Here is a 14,103-nt window from a genome sequence, read left to right on the forward strand (position 1 = left end):
ACCGAGTGCTGCTCATGACCGCCTCAATTCCCCTCCTTGATACCCCTGCCGCGCTCATTGATGTACCGCGCATGCAGCGCAACATCCAGCGCATGCAGCAACGCATGGACACCTTGGGTGTGCGTTTACGGCCCCACATCAAGACCAGCAAATGCCTGCCCGTGATCCAGGCGCAGATCGCCGCAGGCGCCAGCGGCGTCACCGTGTCTACCTTGAAGGAGGCGCAACATTGTTTCGCGGCCGGCATCCAGGACATTTTCTACGCCGTGGCCATGGCGCCCGGCAAACTGGCCCAGGCCCTGACGCTCAGGCGCCAAGGCTGTCGTTTGAGCATCCTCACGGACAGCCTGACGGCGGCCCAGGCCATCGTCGATTTCGGCCAGCAGCACGATGAGCGGTTCGAGGTCTGGATCGAGATCGATTGCGACGGCCATCGGTCCGGCGTGCGGGTCGAGGACGATTCACTCGTGGGCATCGCCCGGTTACTTGATGAAGGCGGCATGCAGCTTTGCGGCGTGATGACCCACGCCGGCTCCAGCTATGAACTCGATACACCCCAAGCGCTGCAAGCCTTGGCCACACAGGAACGCGACCTTTGCGTGCGCGCTGCCCAACGCATTCGCGAAGCCGGGCTGGCCTGCCCTGAGGTGAGCATCGGCTCCACGCCCACGGCGCTGTCGGCACAGAACCTGGAAGGCGTCACCGAAGTTCGCGCAGGCGTCTATGTATTCTGCGACCTGGTGATGCACAACGTCGGCGTCTGCCAGGCAAGCGAACTGGCGCTGAGCGTGCTGACCACCGTCATCGGTCATCAACAGGAAAAAGGCTGGATCATCACCGATGCCGGCTGGATGGCCATGAGTCGTGACCGGGGTACGCAGCGCCAGTCACGGGACTTCGGCTATGGACAGGTGTGTAGCGAAACCGGCGACTGGATCGACGGCGCGCTGCTCACCAGCGCTAATCAGGAGCACGGCATCATCACCCTGACGAACGCCGAACACGTGGATATCACCGCGCGGTTTCCCATCGGCAGCCGCCTGCGCATCCTGCCCAACCATGCATGTGCCACTGGCGCACAGTTCCCTCATTACCTCGCCTGTGATGCCACGGGCCAAGTGCACAACTGGAGTCGTCTGCATGGCTGGTGAGATTGGGTTTATCCATACCACCCACGCCGCAGCGCCGGGTGGACATTACGCCCAGGCGCTGTCGTACCAGGGCGTCCTGTATGTGTCCGGGCAATTGCCGGTGCGCGCCGATGGCAGCCACAGCGTCGACCAGCCCTTCGAGGTCCAAGCTGCCATCGCCCTGGAAAACCTGCTGGCGATTCTCGACGCCGCAGGCCGGGGCCCAAGCGATCTGGTGAAGGTGACGGTCTATGTCGCCGGCATCGAACACTGGCCGGCCTTCGACCGAATCTATGCCCGCTATCTGGGCGAGCACCGCCCCGCACGCGCCGTGGTGCCCGTCCCGGCGCTGCATCATGGCTACCTGATTGAAGTCGAAGCGCTGGCGCGCGTGTCGGCAACGGGCAATGGGCAACCGGCAATGGGTACAGATACGTTTTTGCCAAGTTAGCGCGCCAGATACAGCAGATTCTCCTTTGCCAAGGTCGAGAACGGCACAACTGATCAGGGCCGCTTTGTTAGTTTATTGAGCAGACACGGCATAACGATCTGCCGCAGGCCATGCCATAAACGCTCTATGGGAGCCCGTTGGATGACAACCCGATCTTCGAACAGCTACACCCTCGACCCGCACACAACCCGACAGCTTTATATCAATGGTGACTGGTCGTCCCCGGCACATGCGGCCACGTTGCCGGTGATCAACCCGGCCACCGAAGAGGTTGTTGCCCACGTCGCCCAAGGGTCGTGCGAGGATGTTGATCGGGCGGTCGCGGCGGCGCGTGCGGCCTTCCCCGGCTGGTCCTCGACTTCGCCTGCTTCGCGCGCGCTGGTGATCGGCAGAATCCATGAACTGATCCTTGAACGAAAGGAGGCGCTGGCCCAGGCGCTCTCTCTGGAAATGGGCGCGGCCATCGGTTTTGCCCGGGCGATGCAAGTGCCGCTGGCGGCCGAACACGTGCGCGTGGCCCGTGATGTGCTGTCCGACTATTGTTTCCAGAAGGTCGAAGGCGGCACAGCCATTACCCGCGAACCCATCGGCGTCTGCGGGCTCATTACGCCGTGGAACTGGCCGCTGTATCAGATCACCGCAAAAGTCGCTCCGGCCATTGCGGCAGGTTGCACGGTCGTTCTCAAACCCAGCGAACTGTCGCCCCTGAGCGCCCTGCTCTTCGCGCAACTGGTGCATGACGCCGGCCTGCCTCCCGGGGTCTTCAACCTGGTGAACGGCAGCGGTGCCGAGGTCGGTGCGGCCATGGCGGCGCATCCTGATATCGACATGATCTCCATCACCGGCTCGAACCGCGCAGGCGCGCTGGTGGCCCAGGCGGCCGCCCCGACGGTGAAACGCGTGACCCAGGAGTTGGGCGGCAAGTCGCCGAATGTGCTGCTGCCAGACGCTGACTTCGACAAAGCCGTGCCACCGGGGGTGATGTCGGCGTTTCGCAATGTCGGCCAGTCGTGCAGCGCACCGACCCGCATGATCGTGCCAAGGAACCGATTGGCCCAGGTCGAAGCCCTGGCGGCCGCCACCGCCAATGCGATCATCGTCGGTGATCCGCAATCGGAAGAAACCATCCTCGGTCCCATCGCCAATCAAGCCCAGTTCAATCGCGTGCAGGCCATGATCGAAGTGGGCCTGAACGAGGGCGCAAAACTGCTGTGTGGTGGGCCAGGCCGCGTGCAGGGCTTTGAAAAAGGCTTCTATACTCGCCCGACGGTGTTCTCCGAGGTGGACAGCGCCATGCGCATCGCCCAGGAAGAAATCTTCGGCCCGGTGCTGTGCATCATTCCCTATGACACGGTGGATGAAGCGGTCGCCATCGCTAACGACACCGTCTATGGGCTGGGCGCGCATGTTCAGGGTCAGGACCTTGAACAGGCGCGCAGCGTTGCGTCGCGCATCCGCGCAGGGCAAGTGCTGTTGAACTATCCGGCGTGGAATCCGATGGCGCCGTTCGGTGGCTACAAGCGCTCCGGCAATGGTCGTGAGTATGGTCTCCATGGGTTCGAGGAGTACCTGGAGATCAAGGCGATTGTGGGCTTCGGCTAAGTCCCGCGAGCGCGCCTACTCTTCGAAGCGCCCCGTGCCCTCACGATCATGCGGGTAGTGCCTGGTGAACGGAAACGCCGGCAACCAGGATTCACGGCGCACGGTCCAGCTTTCGTAGGTGGGCATCAGTTGATCCGGGGCATCCAGCGTTCCCAGGTTCACTTCAATCTCGTCGCCGGTACGGGCGAACACCGACGAGCCGCAGCGCGGGCAGAAGAAACGCCCGGCGTAGTCCCGGGTTTCACCCTCGATGGTCACGGCATCCTGGGGGAACACCGCAGAGGCGTAGAACAGCGCCCCGTGATGCTTGCGGCAATCGAGGCAGTGGCAGAGGCCAACCCGATACGGGCGCCCCGAGGCCTGGATGCGAACGTTGCCGCACAGACAACCGCCGGTGAATGGGTCCATGGTGTGTCTCCTCTGCAGTCATGCGGTCGGTTTTATTAACCCGGATCGGTCGATGACAGGCGCATGCTGCGCCATCAACTCCACGACCCATTCGATGAACACCCGCAACTTGGCGCTGATGTGCCGGTTTGGCGGGTAGGCCAGATAAAGCGGCATCGGCTCGAGGTGCCAGTCTTCGAACAGCGCCACCAAATCACCTCGCGCCTGATGGGCTCGGGACATGTACTCGGGCAGCCAGAGCACGCCCAACCCCGCCAAACCCGCCGCGAGGTAGGCATTGCCGTCGTCAATGGCCAGCGCGTAGCGCCCTTTGACGTGAAGCAGCTCAGCGTCACGGCGCATCGCGTAGGGCAGGGATTTGCCAGTGCGCGCCCACAGGAAACCCACGGTGCGATGGTGCGAATCCTCCAGTTCTCGCGGATGCGCGGGCACGCCAAACCGTGCCAGGTAACTCGGGGCGGCGAAGACGCCCAGGGCGAGATCGCCGACGCGTCGGGCGACCAGCGACTGATCCCGCAACTCACCGCCGCGCACCACGCAATCGACGTTTTCATCAAGCATGTCGACGATGCGATCACTGACGCCCATGTCGATCTGAATGTCCGGATATCGCTCATAGAACGTCGGCAAGGCCGGCACCAGGATCATTGCAGCCAGCGGGCTCGGCACGTCCACCCGCAGGCGCCCGCGGGGTAACGCCTGGGCACCGGAGACGCTGGTCTCGGCATCGTCCATGTCGGCCAGCAGGCGAATCACCCGCTCGTAATAAGCGGCGCCGTCAGCGGTGACGTTGACCTTGCGCGTGGTGCGGTTGAGCAATTTGACGCGCAACCGTGCCTCCAGTTGCTGCACCAGTTGGGTCACGGTGGTTTTGCTCATGTGCAGGGTGTCGGCCGCCTTGGTGAAGCTGCCCGCCTCCACCACTCGAACGAATGCCTGCATCGCGTCGAAACGATCCATTGCTGCCCCATGTGTCCGTCAGATTGTTTGGATTCTACAAACAGTGATCGCCAAGGTTGCTCGTTTATCGTCCGGGCACAAGCCCCTAGAGTGGTTTCAAGATTGAATCCGACCCTTTGATGGAGACACTTATGGCACAGCGTGATGTCGTTTTCCCAGCCGGGCGCCAGGCCCTGTATGAGCGTAATCGCTATTCGCCAGCGATTCGCTCCAATGGCTTTTTATTCGTATCGGGGCAAGTCGGCAGCACCGAAGACGGCTCGCCAGAACCGGAACTGGAGGACCAGGTTCGGCTGGCGTTCAACAACCTGAAGGCGATTCTAGCCGCCGCCGGTTGCACCTTTGACGATGTGGTTGACGTCACCGTGTTCATCGTCGACCCCGAATCGACATTCGAGAGGATCTGGAAAGTGGTGCCCGAGTTCTGGGGCAACGCACCGCATCCGACTCTGACGGGAGTGGGGGTGACGTGGTTGTATGGTTTTCAGTTCGAGATCAAGGTGATTGCCAGGTTGCCTGAAGCCGCCGAGGGGTAGAAACCGAAACCACCGCTATCGCGAGCAGGCTCGCTCCCACAGGGGGTTGCGATGGTTTCGAATCTCGAGGCCACTGCAAATTCCTGGTGGGAGCGGGCTTGCTCGCGAAGACGGCGGCACATTCAATATCAATCCAAGCCGGCCCACCGCTTTCGCGAGCAAGCCCGCTCCCACAGGGAATCGGCGGTGACCGCTGGTTATCCTTTTAACGCGGCTTCGATGGCGGCGATGTCGATCTTCGTCATCTCCATCATGGCTTCGAACGCGCGCTTGGCCGCTGCCTGATCGGGATTGGCTATCGCGGCGGTCAACACGCGCGGGGTGATCTGCCAGGACAGGCCCCACTTATCCTTGCACCAGCCGCAGGCACTGGCCTGGCCGCCGTTGCCGATAATCGCGTCCCACAAGCGATCCGTTTCGGCCTGGTCATCGGTCGCGACCTGGAATGAAAAGGCTTCGTTGTGCTGGAACGCCGGGCCTCCATTGAGCCCCAGGCATGGAATGCCCATCACCGTGAACTCGACCGTCAGCACATCGCCCTGCTTGCCCATCGGGTAGTCACCGGGGGCGTGATGAACGGCCTGCACCGCACTGTCCGGGAACGTCGCGGCGTAGAACTGCGCAGCCTCCAGCGCAGCGCCGTCGTACCAGAGACAAATCGTGTTTTTATTGTTCATCCGGGTCTCCGAGAGAAGGACTGGACGATTAAGTCTAGCAGCGTCCCTGGCGGATGAAGGCTATCGGACACACGGGCTAACCACTCACCCGCTCCCCATGACTGACCATCCAGCGAATCATGCTCGCCAGCGGCACCCGGTAATTCTGGGTGTCGCACGCGCCGGTCTGGTCATGGCTGTACAACTCCAGGTAGCGGCTGAGCAGTAGATGTCGGCCGTCCTGCGCCAACTGCAGTTCGATCTCCCGGCAATGCAGAATACCTCTGTCGAGGATTTTCACTCGCCGGTGCAGAACCAATACAGGGTTACTCATCAACGGTCTCCCCCCTCCTGGCAAGCGGCGTCATCCCCCGCCACCGCGCCCAACTTGCCCTGGGCGACAAAATCGGCGCGCCGCTGCGCGACCGAGTCACGAAGCGCCACGTAGTAATCCGGTTGAGTGCGCAATTTGTCGGTCAGTGGGAGCGCCTCGGCACGACCATCGACGATGCCGCCTACGGTATCGATCGTACCTAGCGTATCGACCGTGTCGCTGTTGCTGCCGAACGGATCGACCGCAGAACTCAGCAGTCTGCCGGTGGCGTCCCTCAAACTGGACGTTCCCAGCAGCGGCAGTTCGAGGATCGGCCCGGGGGCGAGATTCCAGACGCCGAATGTCTGGCCGAAATCGGCCTTGTGGCGCTCGATGCCGAGCTTACCGGACACATCGATCAGCCCGACGATGCCGGCCGTGGTGTTGATGACGAAACGCCCCAGGGTGTTGACCGAGCGTTGAGCGTTGCCTTGCAGCAGATCGTTGATGAAGACCTTGGGCTCACCGAAGTTCGCCACGAAGTTATGGACGCCCGTCTGCATGACGTCTGGCAGCTTGCGATAGCCGCGGGCAACGGGGGCCAGCGCATAGTCATCGACGGTCCGGTTGAAGGCGAAGATGCCGCGGTTGACGGGCTCTGCCGGATCATGAACGGTGTAGCTCGCATGTTCACAACTGCCAGGGGTTGCAGCGGGCGTGCTGGTGCAGCCGCTGGCGAATGCCACGAGTCCTACGACAACAGTGCAACGAACAAACAGCGGAGCGGGCTTGGTGATCGGCATACAAGGCTATCTCGGCGAGAAATTGGGGCGATACCGGTCAGTTAGGGGAAACACAGCCATCCACCTATCCTTGTTGGCGGGCTATTTTTAACTGACTGACATGGGGCGATCCTGCCCCTGATTCTTTGCCTGAAGATTTCCACAACATTGCCCTTCGGCAACTTTGTTACCGAGTTGAAATATATGACGCAGGCCCCGGATTGACCCTAGTATCCCCTTCTGTATTCATTGCCCTGCGTGCCCACTGTGAGCCATCTATTACTGGTGGACGACGACCTCGAAGTCCTCGCCCTCTTGCGCAAATTCCTCGAGCAACATGGCTATAGCGTCGAAGTGGCCGCCGACGGTGCCGCGCTGTGGCAGGCGGTGGCGCGTCGGTTGCCGGACCTGATCATCCTCGATGTCATGTTGCCAGGGGACAGTGGGCTGGTGCTCTGCCAGCGACTGCGGGCCGAGCATACGGTCGGCATCATCATGCTCACGGCCATGGGTGAGTTGAGTGATCGGGTCGTCGGTCTTGAGCTGGGGGCGGACGATTACCTGACCAAGCCGTTCGATGCGCGCGAGCTGCTGGCCAGGGTGCGCGCCGTGCTCAGGCGCACCGGCGAAGCCAGGGGCACGCTGAACAGCACCTCGCGGCTGATTCTGGAATTCGAAAACTGGCAGTTGGACGTCACCCGTCGCGAGTTGCGCTCACCCGACAAAGTCATGATCCCGCTGTCCACCGGCGAGTTTGAGTTGCTGCTGGTCTTTGCCGAACACCCGCGCCGGGTCCTCACTCGCCAGCAACTGCTGGACTTGGCCCGCGGCGAAACCTACGACGCCTTCGATCGCAGCATCGACGTCCAGGTCAGCCGGCTGCGCCGCAAGCTGGAGAGCGATATCAATGGCCCATCGATGATCCGCACCATTCGCAACAGCGGTTACCTCTTCAGTCCCCATGTGGTGAAGCGATGAAGCCCCGGCACTCAGCCTTCCGTCGACCACGCGATACGGTAGCCCGCTGGATTGCCCTGACCACCATGCTCGCCATGCTGACGTTACTGGCCCTGAACGAGCTGTTCGGCCTGCTGGCTGGGACCTGGGCACGCCCTCCCCTGATGGAAACCGGCCTGATGGATAAGGCCGCCACCATCACGCGCATCATCGACTCGGTGGCGCCCGGACAACGGTCCGATATCGCCAGGGCGGCCAGCGACCAGGCGTTCGCCGCGCACTGGTTACCCCGCCGGGAAGACGCGCGACTGCCGCTGATCGACGACTCGCAGTTCAGTGAGGGCTCGGCGTTCCTGCGCAAGCAACTGGGCCGGCCCGAGGCCAGGGTAGAGGCCTACGAACCCGGCGATTGGCCGACCGATGCGCCAGACAGACGCTACGCGGTCCTCATCCAACTGGCCGACCATTCCTGGGTAGAGTTTTCCGTCCCCTCTCGCAGTTGGGGCATGAAGGAATGGATGCGCAACCTGATCATTATCGGGCTGATACTTTTATCGACGTTCATCGTCGGCCTGATTGCCACGCGGCACCTGGCGACCCCGCTGGAACGCTTCGCCGAGGGCGCCAGGCGCTTTGGCGTGGACTTCAAGGCGCCGCCCATCCCGGTGGTCGGCCCCCACGAAATCCGTCAGGCGATACTCGCGTTCAATGCCATGCAGGCCCAGCTCCAGCACTTCGTCCAGGACCGCACGCAAATGCTCGCCGCCATCTCCCACGACCTGCGCGCCCCTTTGACCCGCATGCGCCTGCGCGGGGAATTCATTGAGGATGCCGAGCAGCAGTCGAGACTGTTCAGGGACGTGGATGAAATGCAGGCGATGGTCAATTGCGCGTTGGAATTCTTCCGCGACGAAGCTCGGCTCGAACACGCCACCGCGTTCGACCTGGCCGAACTGCTGCACACCGTCGTCGACGACTTCAAGGATGCCGGCACCGAGGTTTCATTCGAGGGCGCTCAACGGTTCGTTTACGTGGGCCGGCCCATCGGGATCAAGCGCGCGCTGGTCAACCTGATCGACAATGCGAGTAAATATGGCAGCGAGCCGGGCGTTCAGCTCAAGGCGTTCATGGACCGCGTCGAGATTCGCGTCCACGACCGCGGGCCAGGTATCGCCCCGCAGTTCCACGAGCAAGTCTTCGCGCCGTTCTTTCGCATCGAAGGCTCGCGCAACAAGAACACCGGTGGTGTCGGGCTGGGGCTGTCGGCAGCGCGGGCGACGGTGCTGGAGCATGGCGGCACGCTGACCCTCAGGAATCGGCGCGGTGGCGGCCTGGAGGTCAAGGTCTCGCTGCCGCTCAATTGACCCTGGCACGACACGCCAGCAAACAATGTTCTAAACAACACGCGCCTTCCTCGGTAGGATATCCGGCCTTTTGACCAGGACCGGCCTACCGGAATTGCCCTGATGATTCTGATCATTTACGCCCACCCCTACCCTGACCAATCATCGGTCAACCAGCAAATGCTCCAGCGGGCATCCAGCAATCCGGACGTGGTCATACGCTCTCTCTACGATCTTTATCCGGACTTCGACATCGACGTCGAGGCCGAACAGCGCGCCATCGAACAGAGCCAACTGCTCGTTCTCCAACACCCGATGTATTGGTACAGCATGCCGCCGCTGCTGAAGTTGTGGATCGATAAAGTGTTCACCCATGGCTGGGCCTATGGCAGAGACGCCACAGCCCTCAAAGACAAGCCCCTGCTATGGGCCGTCTCCACGGGTGGCAACCACGATCATTTCCAGATCGGCGCCAACCCGGGCTTCCAGGTGCTGGCCCAGCCCCTCCACGCAACGGCCCTCTACTGCCACATGCGCTGGCTGGAGCCGGTCGTGGTACACGGCGCGTATGCCGGCGCGTGCGAAAACCTGGACGCACAAATCGAACACTACAGCGCACGCCTGGCCTCCTGGAAGGAAGATTGATATGGAGACTCACAGCCTGATTGAACTGCTTATCTACCTGGGTTCGGCGGTGTTGATCGTGCCGATTGCCGTCAGGTTGGGCCTGGGCCCGGTGTTGGGTTATCTGCTGGCCGGGTGCGTGATCGGCCCGTGGGGACTCAAGCTCGTTACTGACGTAAAGGCGATTCTGGAATTCGCCGAAATCGGCGTCGTGCTGATGCTGTTCGTCATCGGGCTCGAGCTCGATCCCAAGCGGCTCTGGGCGCTGCGCAGGATGGTGTTCGGTGGCGGCGCCTTGCAGATGCTCGCCTGTGGCGGGGCAATCGCGGTGTTCTGCGCGGCCCTGGGGCTGAATTGGACGGCCGCGCTGCTGGTCGGCCTGACCCTGAGCCTGTCCTCCACGGCCATCGCCATGCAAGCGATGAACGAGCGCAACCTGACGTCGACCGCCGTCGGACGCAGCAGCTTTGCCGTTCTGCTGTTCCAGGACATCGCGGCCATTCCCCTGGTTGCCATGATTCCGTTGTTGGCGGCCCACGGCGACACGCCGTCCGGCACCGCCCTGGTGCTTTCGATCATCAAGATCGTCGTAGCCATCAGTGTCGTCGTGCTGTTGGGGCGCTACGTGACGCGCCCGCTGTTGCGCTTCGCCGCGCGGTCGGGCCTGCGTGAGATCTTCAGCGCCGTGGCGCTGTTTCTGGTGTTCGGCTTCGGTTTTCTGCTGGAAGAGGCCGGCTTGTCGATGGCCATGGGCGCGTTCCTCGCCGGGGTGCTGCTGGCCAGTTCTGAATACCGACATGCCCTGGAAAGCGACATCGAACCGTTCAAAGGCTTGCTGCTGGGGTTGTTTTTTATCGGTGTCGGCATGTCGATCGATTTCGGCACGCTGATCAATGCTCCCCTGAAGGTCATGACCCTGACCCTGGGTTTCATTCTGATCAAATTGTTGGTGATCAAGAGCGTCAGCCGTTTGCTGAACGTCCCTGCCGGCCAACGCTCATGGCAGGCGGTGTTGTTGGGCCAGGGCAGCGAGTTCGCCTTCGTGGTGTTCGGCGCCGCCACGCTGGCCGGCATTCTGACCGACCAGTGGGGCAAGAGCCTGACGCTGGCGGTGGCCCTGTCCATGTGCCTGACGCCGTTGCTGATCCTGCTGCTGGATCGAGTAGAGTCCGCCACCAAGAAAAACCGCCAGGAATCCGACCTCGTCGATCAGCAGAACCCACGGGTGATCATCGCCGGGTTCGGCCGCTTCGGGCAGATCGCCGGGCGTCTGTTGATGTCCTGCGGCGTCGAGGTGGTGGTGCTGGACCATGACCCCGATAACATCGAGACGCTGCGCAAATTCGGCGTAAAAGTGTTCTACGGCGACGCCACGCGCCTCGATCTGCTCCACGCGGCCGGCGCCGGCCAGGCGGTGGTGCTGATCAATGCGATTGACGACCAGCAGGACAACCTGACGCTGACCCGACTGGCCCAGGAGCACTTCCCCGCGTTGAAACTGATCGTCCGTGCGCGGGACATGGGGCACCTGATCACCCTGCGGCAGATGGGCGTAGAGACCGCCGAGCGGGAAACCTTCGAGAGCGCGTTGGCATTGGGCCGAAATGCGCTGGTGCAGATGGGTGTCGGGGCTTACGAAGCACGCGAGCGCGCGGATCAGTTCCGTCGTTTGAATCTGCAGATGCTGGAGGAAATCGTCGCCCAGCCGGAAGACGACCTCAAGTTCAGGCACGACGCCTACCAGCGCGCCAACGCGTTGCTCACCGAAATGTTCAACGAAGACCGTGCACGCCCCGTCGACAGTTGGCCTGACCATCATCGAAACGAGACGGATGAGGCACGCAGCTGATCCATCCCCCGGCGTCACACCCGCCCGAACTGGCGCCGGTACTCCACCGGCGTCAGCCCGGTCAGCGTCTTGAACATCCGTTGCAGGTTGGAACTGCTGCTGAAACCCAGCTCGGCGCCGATGCTGGCGAGGGGTAATGATGTCAACGTCAGGCGTTCGCTGACCTGATTCAGCTTGATGCAGCGGGCGTACGCTGCGACGGTCTGACCCGTTTCGCTGCCGACCTTGCGCGCGAGCGTGCGCTCGGACATGGCGAGCCGCCCCGCCAGCGCCTTGACCGTGATGTGTTCCGCTGGCATTTGCTCGATCAGCCCATGCAACCGACGCAGCAACCCATCGGGCTGCTGGACCAGGGCGATCCCTTGGAACGCCGCGTGAGAAATCGCTGGGCGCGCAAGCACCATGAGCCGGGTAATGTCGCGCAGCACATCACGGCTGACGCTCTGTTCGATCAATTTTTCCGCGATGGGCAAATAACCATTCACCCCCGAAGCAGTGGCGGTTCGCTCATTGAACACGCAGTTCTGATCGCTTTGCCAACGGACTTTTTGATACTGCGCCTGCATCGCCTGAGCCAGCCACCACGTTACCGTCGCGCCCTGCCCGTCCAATTGCCTGCAGGCGGCCAGCAGGCAAACACCTGTGCAGTAAGCCCAGAGTTGAAGGCGTCGGGGACGTTTCGACAGGGCTTTCAACAGTTGCGTCTGCCCAGCAAGTACCGCGTTCACCTGCTCGGCCGATTCGGCCCAGAAACCGGGGACCAGGACGGCGTCGAGTTCGCAACGGCCCAGGGCCGCCTGCGCTTGCAGGCTTATGCCATGTGCACAGGTTACCGGGCCTGCTTGCAGGGCGACATAAGTCGCCTCGAACAACACCCGGCCGCTTCTGCGGTTGACCGCATGCAGCAGATCGGCGAACGCAAACAGGCCGGCAGGCATGCAACCGGGAAACAAGAGTAGACCGACACGAAGTTTTTGAGGCATGGCTTGAAATGAATCAATGATGTCAGATTCGGCCATTATGCCCATCACCGCCGATCGACACCATGAAGCGCTCGCCCAAAAAAGGAACGCTCCATGAAAATTCAGCAAATTCGTAACGCCACGATCATCCTTGAATCCGGCCCGTATCGTGTGCTCGTCGATCCGATGCTGGCCGGCAAAGGTATGCTGCCGCCACTTCGGTTGTTCGGCGCCACCCAGCGCAATCCACTGGTGGAACTGCCAGCGTCTACGGCTGGCGACCTGGAGGCCGTGACTCACTGTCTGATCACGCACTGCCAGAAAGGTCATTTCGATCATCTGGACCGAGCCGCCAAGCGGTGGTTGAGGGAAAAACAGATCCCGGTGATCTGCACACCCCATGACGCCCCCTATCTCGCCAAGCGGGGCTTGAATGCCCAGCCGCTTGCCAAGGAACACCAACAGCCCGGCGCGTTTTTGGGCGGCACTATCCGTACAGTCAGGTGCACCCATGGGCACGGCCTGGTGGGCAAGCTGATGGAGCACGGCGTCGGTTACCTGATCGAGCTGCCTGGCGAACCCAGCGTCTACCTCACCGGCGACACCCTGCTCAGCCCCGCCGTGCGCGAGTTCGTCTTGCACCATCAACCGCAGGTCAGCGTGGTGCCGGCAGGCGGGGCGAGGTTCGATTTAGGTGGCGACATCATCATGGGCATCGAGGAAACCCTGGCGTTCGCCCGCTTGTCTCGCGGGACCGTGGTTGCTAATCACCTCGAAGCGATCAGCCACTGCCCGACGACGCGCAAAGCACTGCGCGACGCCGCCGCGATGGCCGGGCTCGAAGGTCGGATACGGGTACCGGAAGATGGCGAGACGTTGGTGTTCCAGCCTGGCTGAACCAGCCCGTCCAACTCGGTCATCAGACGCAGGCGTACATGAGTAGAGAAAGGAAATCACGAAAGGCTCGACGATGGACGGTAAACTGGCCGCTTGCGTCGCGACCGCCCCATTACCCTTTCCTGAACAAGAGGCTTTCATGGCAAACCAAGACATCACGTTCATCCCCGACCCGGACGCGGACTCCATCTCTTCCGACGTCGCCGGCTTCGGCGGCCTGCTGGTTTCCACCCAGATTCCCACTCGCCCTGACGGCAGCCTGGAACTGGGTGACATCACCTTGCAAAGCGAATGCACATTGCAGGCACTCAAGACGGCCCTGGAAGGCGCCGGCAGTTCCATGGACCGGGTCTTGCACCTGACGATTTACCTTACCGACATGGCCGACCGCGCGGCCTTCAACGAGGTGTACCAGCGTTTCTTCGCCAAACCCTGGCCGGTACGCGCCGCAGTAGGCGTAGCGGCGCTGGCGGTTGAAGGGATGCGGGTGGAAGTAACGGCGATGGCGGCCAAAGGCTGAGATAGCGGCTTGTTGAACACTCAGCGCTGAGTTTGAAGCCCCCCCTAAGGTCAATCCAAAGTGCCCCTTGTGGCGAGGGGATTTATCCCCGTTGGGCTGCGTAGCAGTCCCCA

General features: G+C 62.1%; 16 protein-coding genes. 10 read left to right on the forward strand and 6 right to left on the reverse strand.

The window, feature by feature from the left end:
• Positions 1-14 precede the first annotated feature (14 nt).
• The 3 genes from BMY45_RS15605 to BMY45_RS15615 all read left to right on the forward strand — a co-directional run bounded on the left by BMY45_RS15605 (position 15) and on the right by BMY45_RS15615 (position 3,183).
• Positions 15-1,151, forward strand: coding sequence for a DSD1 family PLP-dependent enzyme (locus BMY45_RS15605; protein WP_092399101.1), 1,137 nt, complete (start codon positions 15-17; stop codon positions 1,149-1,151).
• The gene (locus tag BMY45_RS15610) at positions 1,141-1,581 is read left to right on the forward strand and encodes a RidA family protein (protein ID WP_092399103.1); all 441 of its coding nucleotides are present in this window, start codon (positions 1,141-1,143) and stop codon (positions 1,579-1,581) included. Before BMY45_RS15605 ends, BMY45_RS15610 begins: the two co-directional genes overlap by 11 nt.
• A gap of 141 nt (positions 1,582-1,722) precedes the next feature.
• On the forward strand, positions 1,723-3,183 hold the full coding sequence (locus BMY45_RS15615; RefSeq protein ID WP_092399105.1) for an aldehyde dehydrogenase family protein: 1,461 nt from the start codon (positions 1,723-1,725) through the stop codon (positions 3,181-3,183).
• A gap of 15 nt (positions 3,184-3,198) precedes the next feature.
• Here the strand turns inward: BMY45_RS15615 and BMY45_RS15620 are convergent, their stop codons facing one another.
• Together BMY45_RS15620 and BMY45_RS15625 are read right to left on the reverse strand one after the other, a co-directional pair.
• Positions 3,199-3,591, reverse strand: a complete 393-nt coding sequence (locus tag BMY45_RS15620; RefSeq protein WP_092399107.1) for a GFA family protein — start codon at positions 3,589-3,591, stop codon at positions 3,199-3,201.
• A gap of 18 nt (positions 3,592-3,609) precedes the next feature.
• A complete protein-coding gene (locus BMY45_RS15625; protein ID WP_092399109.1) occupies positions 3,610-4,551 on the reverse strand; it encodes a LysR family transcriptional regulator in 942 nt (313 codons plus the stop codon).
• A gap of 131 nt (positions 4,552-4,682) precedes the next feature.
• Here BMY45_RS15625 and BMY45_RS15630 point away from each other — a divergent pair, with 131 nt between their 5' ends.
• A complete protein-coding gene (locus BMY45_RS15630; protein ID WP_092399111.1) occupies positions 4,683-5,087 on the forward strand; it encodes a RidA family protein in 405 nt (134 codons plus the stop codon).
• 197 nt (positions 5,088-5,284) lie between these two features.
• Here the strand turns inward: BMY45_RS15630 and BMY45_RS15635 are convergent, their stop codons facing one another.
• The 3 genes from BMY45_RS15635 to BMY45_RS15645 all read right to left on the reverse strand — a co-directional run bounded on the left by BMY45_RS15635 (position 5,285) and on the right by BMY45_RS15645 (position 6,859).
• A complete protein-coding gene (locus BMY45_RS15635; protein ID WP_092399113.1) occupies positions 5,285-5,764 on the reverse strand; it encodes a VOC family protein in 480 nt (159 codons plus the stop codon).
• Positions 5,765-5,840: 76 nt separating this feature from the next.
• Positions 5,841-6,077, reverse strand: a complete 237-nt coding sequence (locus BMY45_RS15640) for a hypothetical protein (RefSeq protein ID WP_092399115.1) — start codon at positions 6,075-6,077, stop codon at positions 5,841-5,843.
• Positions 6,077-6,859, reverse strand: a complete 783-nt coding sequence (locus tag BMY45_RS15645; RefSeq protein ID WP_092399117.1) for an MlaA family lipoprotein — start codon at positions 6,857-6,859, stop codon at positions 6,077-6,079. Before BMY45_RS15645 ends, BMY45_RS15640 begins: the two co-directional genes overlap by 1 nt.
• Before the next feature lie 246 nt (positions 6,860-7,105).
• Here BMY45_RS15645 and BMY45_RS15650 point away from each other — a divergent pair, with 246 nt between their 5' ends.
• From BMY45_RS15650 to kefC, 4 genes are all read left to right on the forward strand, one after another.
• Complete coding sequence (locus BMY45_RS15650; protein ID WP_092399119.1) at positions 7,106-7,816, forward strand: response regulator; 711 nt, start codon at positions 7,106-7,108, stop codon at positions 7,814-7,816.
• Positions 7,813-9,159, forward strand: coding sequence for a sensor histidine kinase (locus BMY45_RS15655; protein WP_092399121.1), 1,347 nt, complete (start codon positions 7,813-7,815; stop codon positions 9,157-9,159). The genes BMY45_RS15650 and BMY45_RS15655 overlap by 4 nt, the downstream gene beginning before the upstream one ends.
• A gap of 102 nt (positions 9,160-9,261) precedes the next feature.
• Positions 9,262-9,783: a glutathione-regulated potassium-efflux system oxidoreductase KefF gene (kefF, locus tag BMY45_RS15660; protein ID WP_092399123.1), complete on the forward strand. Its 522-nt coding sequence runs from the start codon at positions 9,262-9,264 to the stop codon at positions 9,781-9,783.
• A 1-nt stretch (position 9,784) separates the two neighbouring features.
• Positions 9,785-11,611 (forward strand): glutathione-regulated potassium-efflux system protein KefC, encoded by a 1,827-nt coding sequence (kefC, locus tag BMY45_RS15665; RefSeq protein ID WP_092399125.1) that lies wholly within the window; start codon positions 9,785-9,787, stop codon positions 11,609-11,611.
• A 14-nt stretch (positions 11,612-11,625) separates the two neighbouring features.
• Here kefC and BMY45_RS15670 read toward each other — a convergent pair whose 3' ends face one another.
• Positions 11,626-12,702, reverse strand: a complete 1,077-nt coding sequence (locus BMY45_RS15670; RefSeq protein WP_256573660.1) for a GlxA family transcriptional regulator — start codon at positions 12,700-12,702, stop codon at positions 11,626-11,628.
• Here BMY45_RS15670 and BMY45_RS15675 point away from each other — a divergent pair.
• A complete protein-coding gene (locus BMY45_RS15675) occupies positions 12,688-13,470 on the forward strand; it encodes an MBL fold metallo-hydrolase (RefSeq protein WP_092399127.1) in 783 nt (260 codons plus the stop codon). The genes BMY45_RS15670 and BMY45_RS15675 overlap by 15 nt on opposite strands.
• 139 nt (positions 13,471-13,609) lie before the next feature.
• Positions 13,610-13,990, forward strand: a complete 381-nt coding sequence (locus BMY45_RS15680) for a RidA family protein (RefSeq protein ID WP_047227689.1) — start codon at positions 13,610-13,612, stop codon at positions 13,988-13,990.
• The last annotated feature ends 113 nt before the right edge of the window (positions 13,991-14,103 follow it).

The organism is Pseudomonas sp. NFACC39-1 (genome assembly GCF_900110355.1).
Lineage (GTDB): Bacteria > Pseudomonadota > Gammaproteobacteria > Pseudomonadales > Pseudomonadaceae > Aquipseudomonas > Aquipseudomonas tehranensis.

Bases quoted from the DNA above. Each gene is read 5' to 3' on its own strand.
- BMY45_RS15605 (WP_092399101.1), top strand. From the start codon at position 15: ATGACCGCCTCAATTCCCCTCCTTGATACCCCTGCCGCGCTCATTGAT.
- BMY45_RS15610 (WP_092399103.1), top strand. From the start codon at position 1,141: ATGGCTGGTGAGATTGGGTTTATCCATACCACCCACGCCGCAGCGCCG.
- BMY45_RS15615 (WP_092399105.1), top strand. From the start codon at position 1,723: ATGACAACCCGATCTTCGAACAGCTACACCCTCGACCCGCACACAACC.
- BMY45_RS15620 (WP_092399107.1), bottom strand. From the start codon at position 3,591: ATGGACCCATTCACCGGCGGTTGTCTGTGCGGCAACGTTCGCATCCAG.
- BMY45_RS15625 (WP_092399109.1), bottom strand. From the start codon at position 4,551: ATGGATCGTTTCGACGCGATGCAGGCATTCGTTCGAGTGGTGGAGGCG.
- BMY45_RS15630 (WP_092399111.1), top strand. From the start codon at position 4,683: ATGGCACAGCGTGATGTCGTTTTCCCAGCCGGGCGCCAGGCCCTGTAT.
- BMY45_RS15635 (WP_092399113.1), bottom strand. From the start codon at position 5,764: ATGAACAATAAAAACACGATTTGTCTCTGGTACGACGGCGCTGCGCTG.
- BMY45_RS15640 (WP_092399115.1), bottom strand. From the start codon at position 6,077: ATGAGTAACCCTGTATTGGTTCTGCACCGGCGAGTGAAAATCCTCGAC.
- BMY45_RS15645 (WP_092399117.1), bottom strand. From the start codon at position 6,859: ATGCCGATCACCAAGCCCGCTCCGCTGTTTGTTCGTTGCACTGTTGTC.
- BMY45_RS15655 (WP_092399121.1), top strand. From the start codon at position 7,813: ATGAAGCCCCGGCACTCAGCCTTCCGTCGACCACGCGATACGGTAGCC.
- kefF (WP_092399123.1), top strand. From the start codon at position 9,262: ATGATTCTGATCATTTACGCCCACCCCTACCCTGACCAATCATCGGTC.
- kefC (WP_092399125.1), top strand. From the start codon at position 9,785: ATGGAGACTCACAGCCTGATTGAACTGCTTATCTACCTGGGTTCGGCG.
- BMY45_RS15675 (WP_092399127.1), top strand. From the start codon at position 12,688: ATGAAAATTCAGCAAATTCGTAACGCCACGATCATCCTTGAATCCGGC.
- BMY45_RS15680 (WP_047227689.1), top strand. From the start codon at position 13,610: ATGGCAAACCAAGACATCACGTTCATCCCCGACCCGGACGCGGACTCC.